Source organism: Mycobacterium sp. NGS54 (assembly GCF_059812465.1).
In genome coordinates this window covers 640417-658160 of record NZ_JCALCS010000005.1, presented here as the reverse complement: position 1 = coordinate 658160, position 17744 = coordinate 640417, and the positions used below count along the sequence as shown (strand labels likewise).

Sequence of the window (17744 nt, the reverse complement as noted above, 5' to 3'; positions counted from 1 at the left end):
TGTAGTTGGACAGTTTTTGTGGGTGCGCCGTGCGATGCTACGCGTATGGCGGGCACCAAGGGTGTAGCGATCTCGTTATTCTCGGGAGCGGGCGGACTGGATCTCGGTGCGGAAGCGGCGGGTTTCGATGTTAAAGCGGCGGTAGAGCACAACCGCGACGCGGCGCTGACGATGGAGAAGAACTTCCCGAAGCTAGCCTCGCCAGTCATTCAGAAAGACATCCTCGACACGACGACCGACGAGATTCTGGCAGCCGCTGGACTACGCAAAGGCGAAACTCCAGACCTGCTCCTTGGCGGACCACCCTGCACCCCCTTCAGCAAGAGTGGCTTCTGGCTGGAGTGGAAGCGGTCCGGACTGGACCCAGACGCCTCGTTACTCCAGGCGTACACACGCGTGCTGCGCGAGGCTCAGCCGCGGACATTTGTATTGGAAAACGTTTACGCACTTACCTATAACAACAAGGCGAGCCGCCCAGCGCTAGTGCGACTCCTCCGAGAGATCGATGAGGCCGGGTACTCGTTCACAATTGGCGTGCTCCATGCTGCCAACTATGGTGTGCCCCAGGCCCGTCCGCGCTTATTCATTGTGGGAGCACCGAGAGGTGGGCCGACACCCCAACTACCCGCCGCATCGCACGGCGGCAATTGGGAGCGACGCCAGACCGGCAACGAGTCCAAGCCGTTCGTTACAGCAGGAGCAGCTCTCGAAGGGCTAGTCACCGATGCGGAGCCCCAGGAGAAATTGCGAGGACAATACGCACCGCTTCTCGCCGAGATTCCGCCGGGGAGCAACTATCTCCACTACACGGCCGAGAGAGGGCACCCAAATCCGTTGTTCAAGTGGCGAAGTCGGTACTGGTCGTTCCTTCTGAAGTTAGACCCCGATAAGCCCTCGCCGACCATTCAAGCTCAACCCGGCCCGAACGTCGGCCCCTTTCACTGGGAGAATCGCCGCCTCCGTGTCGCCGAAATCAAGCGTCTTTTCACCTTCCCTGACGAATTTGAGTTCGTGGGTAGTCGTGCAAGTAAGCAAGCGCAACTCGGTAATTCGGTACCTCCGCTGCTCGCCCGTCGTGTCTGCGAAGAGGTCAAAAAGGTGCTGTAGTACCGAAGGGGAAGCGCGACAACGAACACATAGAGCCCAGCCAACTGCCTAGCTACCCACCGCCGTGAGGGACACTGTCTAAGGCCGAGGTGGCAATGCCGCCAACCACCCATCCGAAAGCAACTCCAACAACTGCAAATCCGGATCGCGGATCATCGCCATCGCCTCCGTCACTGTCCCCTCAACCACCGCGCCCCCGAACTCGGTAACCTTCTCCAACGCACCCGGGAGATCGGACACAGAGAACGAGATATGCGTCAGGCCAATCTGATCCATGACGCGTTCCGACCCGACGTGAACCTGACGCTTCGAGTAGTCCATGAGTTCGAGCACGAAGCCGTCGCGCACCAAGTAGGTCGCGTGCACCCCGAGCGGCTCGGGAAGCTGCACAAGCTGTGCGGTGGGGCCATCGGGCGGATCAAGCTCCCACCAGAACTCGAACCCAAGCACGTTCTCGTAGAACCGCCGCGACCGCTCGCGATCGGAGACGCACAATCCGACATGGTTGAAGGTCGTCCGGTGACTACTCATCGCGGCCTTTCTTGAGAGAACCCAAGCGCGTAATAATGCAAAGATAGTGCAAAAAGCAGAGCTCCCGTCCTGGTGGAGGACCTTCCGATGACAACCCGTCCCGACGTCAGCCCTGACGCAGTCGTCGAGTTCGACCATCACTCCGACGAATACAACCTCAACGAACTGGCCATCAACGCCGACCTGCGACACAAGTGTCCGGTGGCCTGGAACACGAACTACGACGGATTCTGGTTCCTCAGCAGCTACGCCGCGGTAAGCCAAGCGGCAAGAGACGGCGACACCTTCGCCCACAAATACGAGCCCAACGCCGACGACGGCGTCGACTACCAGGGCGAGATGGGCGTCCCTCGGCCCGAAGGCCACCCGGCCCTGGGCATCGGCGAGATCGACGGTCCCTATCACCTGGCGCTGCGGCACGCGCTGGCGCCCTTCTTGTCACCCGGCGCCGTCGAGAAGATGCGGCCGTTCATGGAACAAAAGGCCCATGAGTTCCTCGACCAGAAAATCGGCGACGGACAGATGGACCTCGTCCTCGACTACGCCAGCCCGGTCCCGGCCATCCTCACCATGAAGCTGATGGGCCTGCCCTACGACAACTGGCACCTCTACGCCAACCTCTTCCACTCCATGATGGCCATCCCCCAGGACAGTCCCGAGTACATCGACGCCATCTCCCAAGTCCCCGCCATGATGCAAGAAGTCATCGAGTTCGCGGCCACCCGGCGCGGCAACCCGACAGACGACCTGACCAGCTTCCTCATCCAGTTCGAATTCGACGGCCAGCGCCTCACCGACGAACAGCTGCTCAACATCCTGTGGAACCTCATCGCCGGCGGCGTCGACACCACCACCTCGCAGACCGCGCTGACCCTGCTGCACCTGGGCACCCACCCGCAGCTGCGCCAACAACTCATCGACCACCCCGAGCTGTACCGCACCGCCACCGACGAATTCCTGCGCTACTTCTCGGTCAACCAAACCCTGAGCCGCACCGTCACGAAAGACGTCGAGCTCAACGGACAACACCTGCGAAAAAACGACCGCGTCGTCATCAGCTGGCTCTCCGCCAACCACGACGAGCACGAGTTCGACCGCCCCAACGAGATCATTCTGCACCGAACGCCCAACCGCCACTTGGCCTTTGGGCTCGGGCCGCACCGCTGCATCGGCTCGCACCTGGCGCGCCTGATGTCCGAGGTGATGGTCAAGGCGGTGCTCGACCGCATCCCCGACTACCAGGTCGACGTCCAAAACGTCCATCAATACCTGGGCAATCCGAGCATGACCGGGCTGGGCAAGCTGCCGGTCACCTTCACCCCTGGAGCGAAAGCACGGGCGCGTCACGCGCTTGATAAATGACTTGCACGTGGTCGTCATGATGGCCACGAGGCCAAATGCAAGACATCTCCCTGCTTCTTCAGGCCTACCGCCCCGCCGGAGAACACGCATGGCGCCTTTCGCTCTACCAAGCACTGTGGATGCTTGTCGATGCCTGCATCGCCCATGAACACGGGCAAAACGTCGATGCCACGTTGCAGCGAGCGATGAACTAGTTCAGCGCGACACCGTAACCGGTCAATCGCCTTGTCCGCCTTTGTGTTTCTTGCCCGGCGGCGGCGGTGGCGGCGCCCATGGGGGCATCGGGGTGATGCTGGACCTTACGGTGGATGTGGCGGTCGTCGGTGGCGGCAACGGTGTGCTGGTAGTGGCCGGCTGTGGCGGGGGCCCCGATGAGAACGGCGGGTTGATGATGACCAGGAGGAGCGCCAGCATGAATGCGGCAATAATCGCTGCCACCCACAGCCTGCGCCGTCGATGGTCGGGCATGAGGCCCGCGGGCGTATAGCCCGTCAGGACGGGGAGCGGTGCTTCCATCACACGGGTCCCCGTGCTGAGGCGCACCGGAACCGGCGGCGGGGCCGCGCCGGCCAACGCGGCCCGCATCGCATTGGCCTCACCGAACCGCCACGCCGGGTCGCGCGTCATCGCCCGTTCGATCGCCGCGGCGAGGGGCGGCGGCACATCCGGGCGCAGCGCGGCGAGCGGCGGCGGCGACTCGTGCAGGATCGCATGCGCCAGCGCACCCAGGTCCTCCTGCGGGAACGGCCGCCGCCCGGTCAGCGCCTCATAACCCACCACGCCGACGGCATACAAGTCGTCGGCCACCGTCGCCGGCCGGGACGCGAGTCGATCAGGGCTCAGATAGGCCATGCTGCCGATGATTTCGCCGGTCATGGTGTAGGCGACGCCGGATGTCTTGGCGATGCCGAAATCCGCGAGCTTGGGTTCGCCCGTGGCGGTGAACAAGATATTCCCCGGCTTGACGTCGCGGTGCATGATGCCGACGTTGTGCGCCTCGGCGAGTGCGTCCAGGACGCCGTCGAGGACGGTGTGTACGAATGCCGGCGGTAGCGGCCCGCGCGCGATGTGGTCGGCCAGCGTCACACCCGGCAGGCGCTCCATGACGATGAACGGCAACCCGTCGTGCTCGCCGACGTCGTGGACCACGACCACGTGCCGGCCGGTCAGCTGGGCGGCCGCGCGCGCCTCCGCCTCAAACCGTGGGCGGGTGTCCGGCCGGGCGGTGATCCCGGGAAAGAGCAGCTTGATCGCGACGGGTCGGCTCAGCTTCAGGTCCCACCCGTCGCGCACCTCGGCCATCGCACCGCGGCCCAGAACACCGCGCAGTTCGTAACGACCGCCGCCAACAACTACACCCGGCACCATCCGCACTCCGTCAGTGCCATCGCCGCGGTGAGGCTGAGTCCCTTCGAGCTCCGTGTCGATCCCGCCTGTCCGAAAGGTGCCCCCCTGCGGGATCGGGATAACCGCTGCCGACGCGCGCTAAACAGCCGAGGCATATTGCGGCACCGGCTCCGAGGAGTCGACATGACCATAGATGATCCTGAGCCGGTCGGGACGCACTTCGCAACGGGTGCCGTCGGCCGGGTTGGCGCCATCGGGGCGCGGATTGGCACACACCAACGACGGTGTGGCCGTCATCGCTGGCCGGCGAGCCACACGGGATTCGTCAGCGCGACCATCGCGCCGAGCGGGCGCCGCTGCGCCTCACGTATCTCCAGCCGCGCGAAGCGCGCCGACGCGGCGTCGAGTTCCCACCGCAGCATCGTCCGCGCCGGCCCGGTCACCGCCTCCCGGCCGACACATCCCTCCGCGGTGATCAGGGCGGCGGTTGTTCCGGCTGCGCCGGTGACCATGGCGGTGACGCTGACAGGCGTCTCGGCCGGCACCGGCAGCGTCTCGCCGGGACCGGCGCCCCGGCCCGGGCAGGATGCGGTGAGTTCCACTGTGACACCGCGTGATCGGGCGATGTACGAACGGCCGCGGCGCAACCCGTCGAGCAGCGCGGGCGTCGACAGTTCACGCGCGTACACGACGGTCTGCGGCGAACCGACCGCCTGCTGGTGGGCATGGGAGTCACTGCCGCCGACCGCCACGACGCGCCGGCCCTCGCACAGCAGGCGCTGCCAAATGCGAAGCGACACTTCGTCGTCGAGGTTCCACCGGCCGTTCCACACCTCGAGCCCGTCGACGTGCTCAAAACCGAACTCCCACAACGACCCCGGCACCGGCGCGGCGGGATGCGCCGCGATCACGAGCCCGCCGCCCGAACGCACTTCGGACGCGAACCGCGGGAACACCCCGTCGCGCGGCGCGTATCGCCAGTCGACCCAGCCACCCGGCGGCAGGCCGACGGCCAGCCAGTGCCCGTGCCGGGTGGTGACCTCCTCGCCGGGAATCACCAACAACCCGCCGGTGCGGCACGCCTGCCACACCCGGTTGGCGGAGTTGGTGTTGTGGTCGGTGGAGACAATGAAGTCGAGCCCGCTCTCGCGCGCGGCCGCCACCAGCTCATCCGGATGGCGTTGGCCGTCGGAGTGCACGGTGTGCAGGTGCAGGTCCCCGCGGTACCAGCCCGCCCGCCCGACGCACGGCGCCGGATACGCGACCAGCGGACCGCTTTCCGGGCCGGACTGCCCGCGTTCCAGCGTGACGCGCGCCTCCCAGGCCATCCCCCACGGGCTCAGGACCACCGGACCCAGCGCAACCGCCCACAGGCCCGGCTCGATACGTCCCGCCAGGTAGCCCGGCGTCGCATGGCTGGCGGAGATCACGAAGCCGTCGCGGGCCCCGCCGGACCATCCCCGGAATCCGGCCGCATTGCCCAGCTCGTGGCCCGCTGGCCCAAACATGCCCAGATCCAACACGTTTCGGATCGGCCCGCCCACCGCGAAGCGATCGTGCGACGTGCTCACCCGAATCCGCTGGACCCCCAACGGCACCTCGAACGGCAGGTAGGCCCACTGGTCGATCCCGAACCCGAACCGGCCCGAAAACGACAGCTGGATCGCCTGGCCCTCGCGCTGCCCGGTCGCGATGCTCACGGCCGTCCTCCCCTTTCGGTACCCGCCCAGCATCCCGCACCGAGGAGTAACCACCCGTTACTTCGACGCGAACGCGTGCCGTCGGGCCACTGTCATCTAAAAGCTGACTTACTCGGGTGGCCCCAGCCTTGCTGCACGTCACTAGCTATGTACGTACATTCGCCGTACAATCACATGACGAGCAATGATTTACCTAGAGAAGAGGACGCGGCGCTGTGGCAGTCAAGACGAAGCGCATCGAGCTTCGCGCGGAGCAAGCGACCTTGGACCGGATCCAGCATGCCGCCAACCTTGTTCATGAGCAGACGTCGGAATTCGTGCGGAAAGCCGCGATGCAACGGGCCGAAGACGTCTTGCGTCAGGAGTTGGTGACGGGGATGGAGCCCGAACAGTTCGACAAACTGATGTCCTCGCTCGAAGCCGCTGACGACGCCCCGCGGCTGGCGGCAGCCGCACGCAAACCGGCGGTCTTCACAAGGCGTTGACCAGTGTTCGAGTCCGCGCGACTCACTGATGCCCACGCGTTGGAAGGATTCGACTGCGGTAAGGAATCGCTGAATAACTGGCTCATCGCGCATGCCCGTCGCGCGAACAGCAGCGGAGTTGCACACGTCTACGTGTGGACCCCGGTCGGCGAGCAGAAAGTCCGCGCCTATTTCGCCATCTGCCCCACCGAGGTTGTTCGCAACGACGACGGCCTCTCCGGATCCATCGCCGGCGGCTATTCCCGCATACCCGGATATCTGATTGCTCGCCTGGCGATCGACTCATCGCTTCGAGGTCAGGGCTATGGCGAGCAGCTGCTTCTCGACGCACTAGGCAAAGTCGTCGCCGCATCGGAAATCGGCGGCGGCCGGCTCATCGTCGTTGACGCGATAGACGACGAGGCGCAATCCTTCTACGAGCACTACCACTTTGTTCCGGTCAGGAGTCGCGAGCGTCGTTTGGTCATGAAAGTGTCCACGGCGGCGAAAGCACTCGGGCACCTTGACCCTCAGTGAAGTTGGGGTCAGGGTCGGGATATGAGCATCGATGACGAGCCGGTCACGACGCTGGACGACCTCAAGGGCGATCTGGCGGGCCGGCATAAGTGGACACCGAGCGGCGGCGCGTCCGTCGACCCCGCGATCGTCGACGCCGACATGGCCGCCCTCGACCGCGACGGCTACGTCATCTGGGAGAACCTGCTCGGCGCCGACGAATGCCAGCACATCCGCAACACCGTCGGCCCCTGGCTCGCACACACCGGGCGCAACGCCTTCGAAGGACGCCGCACCCAGCGCATCTACAGCGTGCTGAGCCGAACCCGCGTGTGCGACCGGCTCGTCGACCACCCGCGGGTGCTGGCCGTGCTCGATCGACTGCTGATGCCCAACTACCTGCTTTCGGCGTTGCAGGCCATCAACATTCAGCCGGGCGAGTCGCCCCAGCTGCCTCACCACGACGACGGGTTCTACCCGATCCCGCGGCCGCGGGATCCTTTGGCCGCCGCGACGATCTGGGCGATCGACGACTTCACCGCCGACAATGGCGCCACGGTGGTGCTGCCCGGCAGTCATCGCTGGGGCAGGCGCCCGCCCGGGCCGGACGATCCCGCGGTACCCGTCGTCATGCCCGCCGGCTCCTGCGTCTTTTTTGTGGGAACCCTGTGGCACGGCGGCGGCGCCAACACGACCGACCACGCGCGGCTCGCCATCACCGCCCAATACTGCCAACCGTGGCTGCGACCGATGGAAGCGTTCACCCTGTCGATCCCACGCGACATGGCGCGAACGCTCTCGCCAGACCTGCAACGCATGATCGGCTACAGCATCCACCCGCCGTTCGTCGGCGCCGTCGACGGCCTGCACCCCATCCGGTTGCTAGACCAGCCGTGAGACGTCAGTACGCCAGTGTCGGAGTACGGCGGATCCACTCTTCGATGCGGTAGTCGCCGCGCGCACGGCCGTCGGGCCACTGTCGCGTTCATGAGCTGTCGCGAGTGTGATGTTGTGCACAGCGACACCGGGAACGCCCAGCGGCGACCGCACAGGCGACGCGAACGCGTGTGATCTGGCCCGCGTTCAAGTTTCCGGACCTGTCGCGCCCGGTTAGTCTCTGCGAAACCTCCCGGCCCTGATGAGCCGGTGCGCCGGCGCCAGCGCCGGAATCACAATTCCAATCCGTGGGAGATCCATGTCCGAAAATCCAGCCGATTTCGCATATGACTTGACGCTCGACGAAGCGCGCCGGCGCGCCGCGGTTCTCAAGGCGATCGGAGGCGACTGGGATCCCGTTGAGGTGCTCGCGGCGGAAGAGCGCGCCTGGGACCTGCTGTACAGCGGGCTCGACGACGACCAGCAGCGGATCTACGACGAGCTGGTCGCTGCGGGAGTGCTCCCGGATCGGGCGGCGAACCGTGTTACCGATTGATCCCCACGCCGACCGCGGCCGGCGCGCCTGGCTGCCCTGCCCGCAATGCGACCACGGCCGGCACTGCGACGACTGCCGCGGCCCGCGCAACTGCACGAACCACTGGCAGTACCTGCTGAGCAACCGGGCCTGGGTGGTGCACCTGCAGTGCTCGACCTGCGGTCATCTCTGGAGCGCCGACACCCGGTAACCGCCTATTAGAGTGATCGCGATGAGCGATATCACGGCGCGGTTTTCCGAAATCGTGGGCGAGCACAACCTGCTGACGGGCGACGCGATCCCCGAGGACTACTGGCACGACGAGGTGTTGACGTCGGCGCCGCAGAAGCCGGCGTATGTCGCCAAACCGGCCACCGCGGAAGAGGTTTCGCAGCTGCTCAAGGCAGCCAGCGAGAACAAGATCCCGGTGACGGCCCGGGGCTCCGGCAGCGGCCTGTCCGGCGCGGCCATCCCGCGCGAGGACGGCCTGCTGATCTCCTTCGAGCGGATGAACGCGATCCTCGAGGTCGACACCACCAACCAGGTCGCCGTCGTCCAGCCCGGGGTGACGCTGACCGAACTGGACGCCGCGACCGTCGACTCCGGGCTGAGCTACATGGTGCAGCCGGGCGAGCTGTCCTCCAGCGTCGGCGGCAACGTCGGCACCAACGCCGGCGGGATGCGCGCGGTCAAGTACGGGATCGCCCGCCACAACGTGCTCGGCCTGCAGGCGGTGCTGCCCACCGGCGAGATCATCCGCACCGGCGGCAAGATCGCCAAGGTCTCCACCGGCTACGACCTGACCCAGCTCATCGTCGGCTCCGAGGGCACCCTGGCCCTGGCCACCGAGGTGATCGTCAAGCTGCACCCGCGCCTCGACCACGCCGCCACGGTCCTCGCCCCGTTCGCCGACTTCGACCAGGTCATGGAGGCGGTGCCTAAGGTCCTGGCCAGCGGCCTGGCGCCCTACATCCTCGAATACATCGACAACATGACGATGGCCGCGCTTGTCCACACCCAGAACCTGGAGCTCGGTGTCCCGGACAACGTGCGCGACAGCTGCCAGGCGTATCTCGTTGTGGCGCTTGAGAACCGCACCGCGGAACGACTCGACGAGGACGTCGAGCGGGCCGGCGAGCTGGTGGTGGAACTGGGCGCCGTCGACGCCTATGTGCTGGAAGGGATTTCGGCGCGCAAGCTGATCGAGGCGCGCGAAAAGGCCTTCTGGACGGCCAAGGCGATCGGCGCCGACGACATCATCGACACCGTGGTGCCGCGCTCGGCGATGCCGAAATTCCTCGCGGCCGCGCGCGAGCTCGCGGCGACGGCGGGCGGCGCGGCGGCCGGCTGCGGACACGCCGGCGACGGCAACGTGCACCTGGCCATCATCTGCAAAGACCGTGCGAAAAAGAAGCAGCTGATGACCGAAATCCTGGCGCTGGCAATGGAATTGGGCGGCGCGATCTCCGGGGAACACGGCCTGGGCCGCGCCAAGACCCCGTACTTTCTGCAGCTCGAAGACCCGGTCAAGGTCGACCTCATGCGCCGCATCAAGCACAGCTTCGACCCGGCGGGCATCCTCAACCCGGACGTGCTGTTCGGCGAACCCTAAGTGGCGCTTGCGTATTGCAGCACCGGCTCCGACGAGTCGACATGGCCGTTGCTGATGATCCGAAGCCGTTCCGGGCGCACCTCGTAGCGCACCCCGTTTTCCGGATTGGTGACGTCGAACCCGTCGGAAGACCGCACCGCGTCGGTCAGCTCGATGTGGGCGCCGTCGCGGATGCGCTCGCCCCGGTAGTAGAAATTGCCGGGCGCAGTTTGGCACACCACCGCGAGCGACTGGGCAGTCCGCACCACCAGGGCCGGCGGACTGCCTGGGTCGCACCGCGCCGTCTCACCGACGAAGCCGAGCCCGTCGGCGCCCTGCACCGGCTGTGACAGCGACGGCGTCTTCGTCGTCGACGAGGTCGGGGGCGCCGCCGGTTGAGGCGACGCACTGTTTCGCGTGCCGCCGAAGAGAACGAGCGTCACCGCGATGACCGCTGCGACAACCAGCAGGGCCACCGCCGCCCCGGCCACGAGGACGGGCGCGCGGCTGCCCGGCCGCTGCGGCTCCGGCGCCGGCGGCGGATACGGGCTGTAACCGGTGTCGTCCGGGTTGGGGTAGACCGTCGAGAACGCCTGGGTGCGCGACGGCGCGCTTGGAGGCAGCTCGGGCGGGGGCGGTGCCGGCTGTGGGGTTGCCGGCGTCAGCCCGAACGCCGCCCTGGCCAGTTCCCCCGCCGAGGAGAACCGGGCGGCGGGATCCTTGGCCATCCCGCGGGCGATGACGTCGTCGAGCGCCTTGTCGATCCCCCGGCGCATGATGCTCGGCCGGGGCGGCGGCATCTGCAGGTGCGCGGCGATCAGCTGCGGGATCTCCGCGCCCTCGAACGGCGCTTGACCCGTGAGGCACTCGTAAAGCACGCACGCCAGCGAGTAGACGTCGGCCTGCGGACCCACCGGGCCGCCGGAGAATCGCTCGGGCGCCATGTACGCGCACGACCCGATCAACGGTCCGCCCGCCGTCAGGCTGGGATCGCCGTGCGACTGCGCCACGCCGAAGTCGACCAGGTACGCGAAGTTGTCGCGGGTGAGCAGCACGTTCTCCGGCTTCACGTCGCGATGCACCAGACCCTCGGCGTGGGCCGCGTCCAGCGCCGACGCCACCTGCGCGGTGATCGCCGCCGCCTGCCCGGGATCGAGCGCCCCCCGTTCGCGCAGCAGGTCCTTCAAGCTGCCCCCGTCGACCAGGCGCATGTCGATGAAGAGCACCCCGTCGATTTCGCCGAAGTCATGAACCGGGATGACGTGCGGTTCCTGCAACCGCGCCGCCAGCTGGGACTCTCGCCGAAAGCGCTGCTGGAAACCCGGGTCCGCCGCCATCTCGGGGCGCAAAAGCTTGAGCGCGACCATCCGACCCTTGCTCGTGTCGTAGGCCCGGTACACCTCGCCCATTCCGCCCGCGCCGATCAGCGATCGCAGCTCATAGGGCCCGAACCGGGTGCCGACCCGCGTGCGGCGATAAGGCGTGAACAACTGACATCCTTTCGCTGCGTACGACGGCTGGTGTGCCCCAGGGTTCCCGAATCGCGGGCGGAGATAACCCCGTCAGCAGACGATCTCGATATGCCGACGCCACACCGAGCCCACCTCGAGGTCGACGAACTCCGGGGCGACAAAGGTCTCGCTGGCACCGCCGAGCGTTACAGCCCACGTTCCGCCCGAATGTGCTCAACAGCGCCCTTGAAGGAAACCCGGCCGCCACGGTAACCGGCGACACGATCCAAAACTTCATCCAGCGTGGGCTGGCCCGCCTCTGCGATCAGACGGCTTCGAAGGTATTCCTGCAGTGACTGGTGCGCGCGGGCGGCCCGCTCACGCAGAACTCGGTGGGTGTCCTCCGGAACGTCTTTAATCTGCACGCTGGGCATGGCGCCATTATGGTGCGCCAACCAGCGAAAGAGCGGATCTGATTCCAAATCCCATGGGTCACAAGAAGTCAGGGATATGCCAATGTGTCCACCTCATAGCGACAACTGTCGGCGCCGCCGGAGATTGTCGCTATGAGGTGGACAAAAAGGGTGCCGCCCATTTCCAGAGACGCATGTGGCTGATGTGACTCAGCGCGCCACTCACATCCCGAAGTGCGTGCGACGCACCGCCGCAACGGCCTCGGACGGCCCGCTCACCTCGACCTGCGCCGCGCCCTGCCGACCAAACAAATACAACAGCAACTCCCCTGGCGCCCCGCTGAGCAAAGCCGAAGGCGAGCCGGGCCGCACCGTCACCCGCTCACCGCCCCCGGCCCACTCCACCTCAAGCCCGGACCCCCGAAGCCGCCGGCTCAGAAACCGCCCCCCGCGGCGCACGTTTCGCCACAGCCCGGCATCCAGGGCGGGCGTCAACGGACGAACCCCCAAACCATTGGCCCGCCGCACGTCCTCCTGGTGGACGAAGCATTCGTTGAGGTTCGCCATCTCGCGCACCCACCGAATCCGGAAGAACCCGATGGGCGGCCCGGATCGGATCCGCGCGACCAGCCCCGCAAAGTCCGAGCGCGCCGCCAACGCGGCGCGACGCCGCTCCGCGAACCGCTCGAACGGACCCGGCAACACCATGCACGGGCCGGCGACGACATCGCGCTCCCGCAACACCAGGTGAGCCGCTAGATCGTGACAAGTCCACCCGTCGAGCAGGGTGGGAACCGACGGGCCGAGCTCGTCGAAGAGATCGCACAGCTCACGACGCTCTTGCGCATCCAGCGGGACGTCACCCACGAAGCCATAGCTTACGAGCGGTTATGGTGACGAAATGCAGAAGGCTCGACTCGCCCACAACCTCCGGCAAGCAGCGTCCCTCGTGGTCACGGCCATCACCGCCACGTCCACCCTCAACGCCTACCGCCCGCTGGCACGCAAGGGCTACCTGTCGCTGTTCTCGTGGTTGTTCGGCCTGGTCGTCACCGAGTTGCCGCTGCAGACAATGGCCAGCCAGCTCGGCGGACTGGCGTTGACACAGCGCCGGCTCAACCGCCCGGTGCGGATCCTCGCCTGGATCACCGCCGCCGTCTCAGCCGCCGGCCTGCTGAACTTCAGCCGCGCCGGCCACCAGGCCAACGTCCCGCTGTCCAAGGCACTCGACGACGGCCTGGGCCCGTCCAGGCGCACCGACTCGCGCGACCTGTGGCGCCGGCCCAAAGGCCCCGGCATCGCCAAGGCGCCCGGGCTGCTGCGCATGATGCGGATCTACCGCGACTACGCCCACGACTCCAACATCAGCTACGGCGAATTCGGCAGCGCCAACCACCTGGACATCTGGCGACGCCCCGACCTCGACCCGAATGGCAAGGCGCCGGTCCTCTTTCAGATCCCCGGCGGCGCCTGGACGACGGGAAACAAACGCGGGCAAGCACATCCGCTCATGAGCCACCTCGCCGAGCTCGGCTGGATCTGCGTGGCGATCAACTACCGGCACAGCCCGCGCAACACCTGGCCCGCCCACATCGTCGACGTCAAACGCGCCCTCGCGTGGGTCAAACAGCACATCGCCGACTACGGCGGCGACCCCGACTTCATTGCCATCACGGGCGGTTCGGCGGGCGGCCACCTGTCGTCGCTGGCGGCGCTGACGCCCAACGACCCGCAATTCCAACCGGGATTCGAGGACGCCGACACCCGCGTGCAGGCGGCCGTGCCCTTCTACGGGATCTATGACTTCACCCGCCTCGACGACTCCATGCACGCGATGATGCCCGGGCTGCTCGTCAAATCGATCATCAAGCAAAAGCCGTCGACACACCTCGAGACCTTCAAGGCCGCGTCGCCGATCCATCACGTAAACCCCGACGCGCCCCCGTTTTTCGTGCTGCACGGCACCAACGACTCGCTGGCCTTCGTCGAGCAGGCCCGCGACTTCACCGGCAAGCTGCGCGAAGTCAGCAACCAACCCGTCGTCTACGCCGAATTGCCTTACACCCAGCACGCTTTCGACATCTTCGGCTCGGCCCGCGCGGTGCACGCGGCCGTCGCCGTCGAGCAGTTCCTGGCCGAGGTCTACGTGAGCACCCGGGCCACCACTCCCGCCACCATGGCCGCCGGATCTTCCTGAATCCCCACCGCGCTCAGCTCGCCGCCGATCGCGAGCGACGCGACGCCGTGCACCAGTGACCACAGCGGCGCGGCAACCGAACGCGCATCGGCCCCGTCGACAACCCCCGTGAGCGCGTCCACCAGGTCACCGAATGCCTGCTCGCCGGCGACCGCCAAACCTGGGTGGTCAGCCTTGCCGATGTCGGCGCCGAACATCACCCGGTAGTGGTCCGGATGGGCGACGGCCCAGCGCACGTAGGTCCGGCCGAGTTCGACCACCCGGGCCTTCGGGTCCATGTCGGGCACCGCGACCAGTTCGGCATGCAACTCGCGGAAGCCCTGCTCGGCGACGGTGGCCAGCAGCGCGGCCTTGTCGGTGAAGTGCCGGTACGGGGCCGCGGCGCTGACGCCGGCGCGCCGCGCCGCCTCGGTCAGCGTGAAGCCCTTCGGCCCCTTCTCGGCCACCAGGGACAGCGCGGCGCTGGTCAGCGCCCTTTTGAGATCGCCGTGGTGGTAGCTGTCGCGCCGTGCGGAAGTGCTCGAACGTGCCATGTTGACGACATTAACATTCCGTAGTATGTTAATGCTATTCACATCTCCACGAAGGACCGGACCCATGACAACCACCACCATCGCTCGCGCCGGCGACATCGACCGGCAAAGGACCGCCACGAACCTGGGCCAGGCGCTCGCGCAGGGCTACCTTGAGCTCGACGAGTACGACCGGCGGCTGCAGGCCGCGTTCCAAACCCAGAGCGCCGCGGAGCTCAGGCAGCTCGTCGCCGACCTGCCGCTGCATCGCATCCGGCGCGCCGACCCGCGGCGCCGCGCCGCCGCCGCGCGAAAGGCCCGCGCAAGCGTGCGCATCCACCTCGCCGCGTTCGTCGCGATGACTACCGTCGTTCTCACCATCTGGGCGGCGACCGGCGTGACATACTTCTGGCCGATCTGGCCGATCCTCGGGACGGCGATCGGCTTCCTCAGCCACGCCCTGGCCGTCCGCCCGATCACGAAAAAAGGTGTCTAGCAATGTCTATCGCCGTCATCACCGGCGCCAGCTCCGGGCTGGGCGCCATCTTCGCCGACCAACTCGCCCGACGCGGCCACAGCCTCGTGCTCGCCGGCCGCGACGAAAACCGCCTCGAGGCGGTGGCCCAACGCATCAATGGGGACGCCGAACTCGTCGTCGGCGACCTCGGGACCGACGAAGGCACCGACGACCTGATCGCCCGCCTGGCCGGCAAAGACGTCGACATCCTGGTCAACAACGCCGGATTCGGCACCTACGGACCGTTCGCGGAGGTCGACGCGCACCGCGAGCACGAGCTGGTCGCCGTCAACGTCGACGCGCTGGTGCGGCTGACCCACGCCGTGCTGCCGGGCATGCTGGCCCGCGGGCGCGGCGGCATCCTGAATGTGGCCTCCACCATCGCCTTTCAGCCCGGCCCATATCAGGCCACCTACGGCGCCTCGAAGGCGTTCGTGCTGTCGCTCAGCCAGGCCCTGTGGGCCGAGACGCGAAAAACCGGTGTCACCGTGACCGCGCTCTGCCCCGGCGCCACCCGCACCGGGTTCGTCGATGCGCTCGGCGGGGACGTCTCGCACACCGCGGTCTATCGGCGCCTCGCGGCGCCCGAACCCGTCGTCGCCGCCGGACTGAAAGCCCTGGGCAAGGGGCGCGCCGTCGTGGTGCCCGGGTGGCGCAATCGGTTCACGTCCACCTTCGCGCGCCTGGGACCGAGCTCGATCTCGGCGCGCGTCGCCGGCCGAATGCTGCAGCCGGCGAAGGCTTAGCCGAATATCGGGAAGCGGCGCTTGGCCGCCAGCGCGTCGAGGCCCTTCTGCATCATGCCGCGCACCAGCGCGTCGAGGTGCTCGACGTCGGCGGCCCCGCCGAATTCGGTGGCGACGTCGATCGGCTTCAGCACCTCGGTGACGATCTTGGTGGGCAGCGGCACGTTGACCGGGGCAAGGACGCTCAGCCCGAACGGCCAGCCGAAAGTTATTGGCAGGATGTCGGTTCGGAAGTGCTTGCGTTCGAACTTGGTGAGCCTCAGCAGTCGCGAAAGCCAGGTGCCGCGGCTCAGGTACAGCTGGCCTTCCTGCCCGCCGATCGATACCGCCGGGACGATCGGCACGCCGGCGTCCATGGCCGTGGTGATGTAGCCGGTCCGGCCGCCGAAGTTGATGACGTTCTCGCGCATGCTCGGCCGGTACACGTCGAAGTCGCCGCCCGGGAAGACCAATACGACAGCGCCGGACGCCAATGCCTTGGCGGCGTTTTCGCGCGTCGCGCGAATCACCCCGGTGCGGTTGAGGAATTCGGCGGCCACCCCGCCGAACAGCGTGTCGAACCCCAGCGCATACAGCGGGCGCTCGTAGCCGTATTTGTCGTAGTAGTCGACGGCGAACACCGACAGGTCAAACGAGGTCAGGCCGCCGGAATGGTTCGACACCACCAGCGACGCGCCGGCCGGGATATTGTCCAGGCCGCGCACCTCGGACCGGAAATAGTGCTTGACGATCGGCCGGGTCAGCGCGACGACGTGCTCGGTCAGGCCGCGATCCCATTTGTCGATGTCGGTCGAATCGGCATGGCTGACGCTCATACCCCGATCTTCAGCCGACCGCAAGTCGGCGAATAGGGCATTTGGTCAACTAAGGCTTGGGACGCACCCCCGCGGCGCGATACACGAATACCGGGTCGACCCGAAAACGCAGCGTCGTCGTTGGCAGCTTTTCCAGCACATCGGCGGGAATCTTTTTCCGATAATTCAGCTTCATCGACCCGGAAAAGGCGGGATCGACCCCGTGTAAGTCGATTTCGATCCGCAGGCCTTTCTCGGTGATGATCGCCCGCGCCGGCCCCTTGTCGCTGTCCCATGAGCAATCGATAGAACGCAGGTTGGGGTCCGCGCGAACCGGGAACGTGGCGACCACCCGCGCGATGCTGAAGCCGATCCCGCCGGTGTAGCGGGCCACGCCGGTGGCCGAGTAGACGCCCGGCACGTGGCCGCTGAAGTGTCGGCTCACGCCGACCTTGCCGGCGCTGAAGATGACACCCTCGGCGTCGAGTTCTTCGCGCAGCGGCGCGGGCAGCTTCCCGATCTCGGACCAATTGCGAAGAAAGCCAATCACAGTCAAGACCGTAGCGGGACGCGCTCTCGTTTGCCAGAGACGTTTACTGGACCGTCACGTTGGCCGTGTACGTGCACGCCGTTTTCGAGTCCTTGCCGACGATGCTCGAGTACGCGGTGGAGATCGTCGTCTTCCCGGGCTTCAGCGCCGTGAACGTCCACACCTCCGTGCCCGGCGCCCCCAGCGCGTCGGAGGTCGGTTGCACGTACTCGTGACCGGTTTGCTTCACGATCGTCGGATCGCCGATCTTGGTGTCGATCGCCCAGCGGTAGGGGGTGGTGTAGTTCGAGCCCAACCGCACGGTCAGCGTGTTGCCGACCCCCAGCGTGACGTCCTGCGCTATGGCGTTCTGCCTCAGTACGTCGCGCATCGCGACCTCGAGGGTGTGGCTGGTCGGCGGGTTGCGGGACGCGAAATGGCAGCCCATCAACGTCGATGAAACGAGTATCGCGATGGTCACCAAGAGCCTGATCTTCACGACGGTCATCGCCCCCATTATGACCCGCAGCCTATGTCGGCAGGCCGGCCCGAGGCG

Annotated in this window: 22 protein-coding genes; 12 read left to right on the top strand and 10 right to left on the bottom strand. The window is 66.8% G+C overall.

Annotated elements, in window-relative coordinates:
• The first annotated feature begins 45 nt into the window (after window positions 1-45).
• Window positions 46-1107 (top strand): DNA cytosine methyltransferase, encoded by a 1062-nt coding sequence (locus tag AC5Y5E_RS19065; RefSeq protein WP_499904246.1) that lies wholly within the window; start codon window positions 46-48, stop codon window positions 1105-1107.
• A gap of 78 nt (window positions 1108-1185) precedes the next feature.
• On the opposite strand, the gene AC5Y5E_RS19060 is transcribed toward AC5Y5E_RS19065, so the two are convergent.
• Complete coding sequence (locus AC5Y5E_RS19060) at window positions 1186-1638, bottom strand: VOC family protein (protein ID WP_499904245.1); 453 nt, start codon at window positions 1636-1638, stop codon at window positions 1186-1188.
• Window positions 1639-1725: 87 nt separating this feature from the next.
• On the opposite strand from AC5Y5E_RS19060, the gene AC5Y5E_RS19055 reads away from it, so the two are divergent.
• Both AC5Y5E_RS19055 and AC5Y5E_RS19050 read left to right on the top strand, forming a co-directional pair.
• Window positions 1726-3000 carry a cytochrome P450 gene (locus AC5Y5E_RS19055; protein WP_499904244.1) on the top strand — a complete coding sequence of 425 codons (1275 nt, stop codon included), beginning with the start codon at window positions 1726-1728 and terminating at the stop codon, window positions 2998-3000.
• Between the two features lie 35 nt (window positions 3001-3035).
• A complete protein-coding gene (locus tag AC5Y5E_RS19050) occupies window positions 3036-3194 on the top strand; it encodes a hypothetical protein (RefSeq protein WP_499904243.1) in 159 nt (52 codons plus the stop codon).
• Between the two features lie 22 nt (window positions 3195-3216).
• Here the strand turns inward: AC5Y5E_RS19050 and AC5Y5E_RS19045 are convergent, their stop codons facing one another.
• Entirely contained in the window at window positions 3217-4368 is a 1152-nt protein-coding gene (locus AC5Y5E_RS19045; RefSeq protein WP_499904242.1) for a serine/threonine-protein kinase, read from the bottom strand.
• A 272-nt stretch (window positions 4369-4640) separates the two neighbouring features.
• Window positions 4641-6047 (bottom strand): CehA/McbA family metallohydrolase, encoded by a 1407-nt coding sequence (locus AC5Y5E_RS19040; RefSeq protein WP_499904241.1) that lies wholly within the window; start codon window positions 6045-6047, stop codon window positions 4641-4643.
• Between the two features lie 215 nt (window positions 6048-6262).
• On the opposite strand from AC5Y5E_RS19040, the gene AC5Y5E_RS19035 reads away from it, so the two are divergent.
• The 6 genes from AC5Y5E_RS19035 to AC5Y5E_RS19010 all read left to right on the top strand — a co-directional run bounded on the left by AC5Y5E_RS19035 (window position 6263) and on the right by AC5Y5E_RS19010 (window position 10050).
• Entirely contained in the window at window positions 6263-6532 is a 270-nt protein-coding gene (locus AC5Y5E_RS19035; RefSeq protein WP_499904240.1) for a type II toxin-antitoxin system TacA family antitoxin, read from the top strand.
• A 3-nt stretch (window positions 6533-6535) separates the two neighbouring features.
• Entirely contained in the window at window positions 6536-7048 is a 513-nt protein-coding gene (locus AC5Y5E_RS19030; RefSeq protein ID WP_499904239.1) for a GNAT family N-acetyltransferase, read from the top strand.
• A 21-nt stretch (window positions 7049-7069) separates the two neighbouring features.
• Window positions 7070-7924 carry a phytanoyl-CoA dioxygenase family protein gene (locus AC5Y5E_RS19025; protein ID WP_499904238.1) on the top strand — a complete coding sequence of 285 codons (855 nt, stop codon included), beginning with the start codon at window positions 7070-7072 and terminating at the stop codon, window positions 7922-7924.
• 298 nt (window positions 7925-8222) lie between these two features.
• On the top strand, window positions 8223-8459 hold the full coding sequence (locus AC5Y5E_RS19020) for a DUF6400 family protein (RefSeq protein ID WP_499904237.1): 237 nt from the start codon (window positions 8223-8225) through the stop codon (window positions 8457-8459).
• On the top strand, window positions 8446-8649 hold the full coding sequence (locus AC5Y5E_RS19015; protein WP_499904236.1) for a hypothetical protein: 204 nt from the start codon (window positions 8446-8448) through the stop codon (window positions 8647-8649). The genes AC5Y5E_RS19020 and AC5Y5E_RS19015 overlap by 14 nt, the downstream gene beginning before the upstream one ends.
• A 21-nt stretch (window positions 8650-8670) precedes the next feature.
• Window positions 8671-10050 carry an FAD-binding oxidoreductase gene (locus AC5Y5E_RS19010; protein ID WP_499904235.1) on the top strand — a complete coding sequence of 460 codons (1380 nt, stop codon included), beginning with the start codon at window positions 8671-8673 and terminating at the stop codon, window positions 10048-10050.
• Here the strand turns inward: AC5Y5E_RS19010 and AC5Y5E_RS19005 are convergent.
• From AC5Y5E_RS19005 to AC5Y5E_RS18995, 3 genes are all read right to left on the bottom strand, one after another.
• Complete coding sequence (locus AC5Y5E_RS19005; protein ID WP_499904234.1) at window positions 10047-11519, bottom strand: serine/threonine-protein kinase; 1473 nt, start codon at window positions 11517-11519, stop codon at window positions 10047-10049. The two genes, AC5Y5E_RS19010 and AC5Y5E_RS19005, sit on opposite strands and share 4 nt — an antisense overlap.
• Window positions 11520-11686: 167 nt before the next feature.
• Window positions 11687-11914 carry a FitA-like ribbon-helix-helix domain-containing protein gene (locus tag AC5Y5E_RS19000; protein ID WP_499904233.1) on the bottom strand — a complete coding sequence of 76 codons (228 nt, stop codon included), beginning with the start codon at window positions 11912-11914 and terminating at the stop codon, window positions 11687-11689.
• Window positions 11915-12115: 201 nt separating this feature from the next.
• Window positions 12116-12760: a TIGR03085 family metal-binding protein gene (locus AC5Y5E_RS18995; RefSeq protein ID WP_499904232.1), complete on the bottom strand. Its 645-nt coding sequence runs from the start codon at window positions 12758-12760 to the stop codon at window positions 12116-12118.
• A gap of 34 nt (window positions 12761-12794) precedes the next feature.
• Between AC5Y5E_RS18995 and AC5Y5E_RS18990 the strand changes: the two genes are divergently transcribed.
• Complete coding sequence (locus AC5Y5E_RS18990) at window positions 12795-14090, top strand: alpha/beta hydrolase fold domain-containing protein (protein ID WP_499904231.1); 1296 nt, start codon at window positions 12795-12797, stop codon at window positions 14088-14090.
• On the opposite strand, the gene AC5Y5E_RS18985 is transcribed toward AC5Y5E_RS18990, so the two are convergent.
• Entirely contained in the window at window positions 14036-14623 is a 588-nt protein-coding gene (locus tag AC5Y5E_RS18985) for a TetR/AcrR family transcriptional regulator (RefSeq protein WP_499904230.1), read from the bottom strand. The two genes, AC5Y5E_RS18990 and AC5Y5E_RS18985, sit on opposite strands and share 55 nt — an antisense overlap.
• 64 nt (window positions 14624-14687) lie before the next feature.
• Here AC5Y5E_RS18985 and AC5Y5E_RS18980 point away from each other — a divergent pair, with 64 nt between their 5' ends.
• Window positions 14688-15098, top strand: coding sequence for a DUF1707 domain-containing protein (locus AC5Y5E_RS18980; RefSeq protein ID WP_499904229.1), 411 nt, complete (start codon window positions 14688-14690; stop codon window positions 15096-15098).
• 2 nt (window positions 15099-15100) lie between these two features.
• Window positions 15101-15865, top strand: a complete 765-nt coding sequence (locus tag AC5Y5E_RS18975; protein ID WP_499904228.1) for an SDR family NAD(P)-dependent oxidoreductase — start codon at window positions 15101-15103, stop codon at window positions 15863-15865.
• Here the strand turns inward: AC5Y5E_RS18975 and AC5Y5E_RS18970 are convergent.
• Genes AC5Y5E_RS18970 through AC5Y5E_RS18960 form a run of 3 tightly spaced genes read right to left on the bottom strand, consistent with a single transcriptional unit; the run spans window position 15862 to window position 17687 of the window.
• Complete coding sequence (locus AC5Y5E_RS18970; RefSeq protein ID WP_499904227.1) at window positions 15862-16680, bottom strand: lysophospholipid acyltransferase family protein; 819 nt, start codon at window positions 16678-16680, stop codon at window positions 15862-15864. The genes AC5Y5E_RS18975 and AC5Y5E_RS18970 overlap by 4 nt on opposite strands.
• A gap of 49 nt (window positions 16681-16729) precedes the next feature.
• Window positions 16730-17209, bottom strand: a complete 480-nt coding sequence (locus AC5Y5E_RS18965; protein ID WP_499904226.1) for a hypothetical protein — start codon at window positions 17207-17209, stop codon at window positions 16730-16732.
• A 43-nt stretch (window positions 17210-17252) separates the two neighbouring features.
• Window positions 17253-17687 carry a protease inhibitor I42 family protein gene (locus tag AC5Y5E_RS18960; protein WP_499904281.1) on the bottom strand — a complete coding sequence of 145 codons (435 nt, stop codon included), beginning with the start codon at window positions 17685-17687 and terminating at the stop codon, window positions 17253-17255.
• Window positions 17688-17744: the final 57 nt, after the last annotated feature.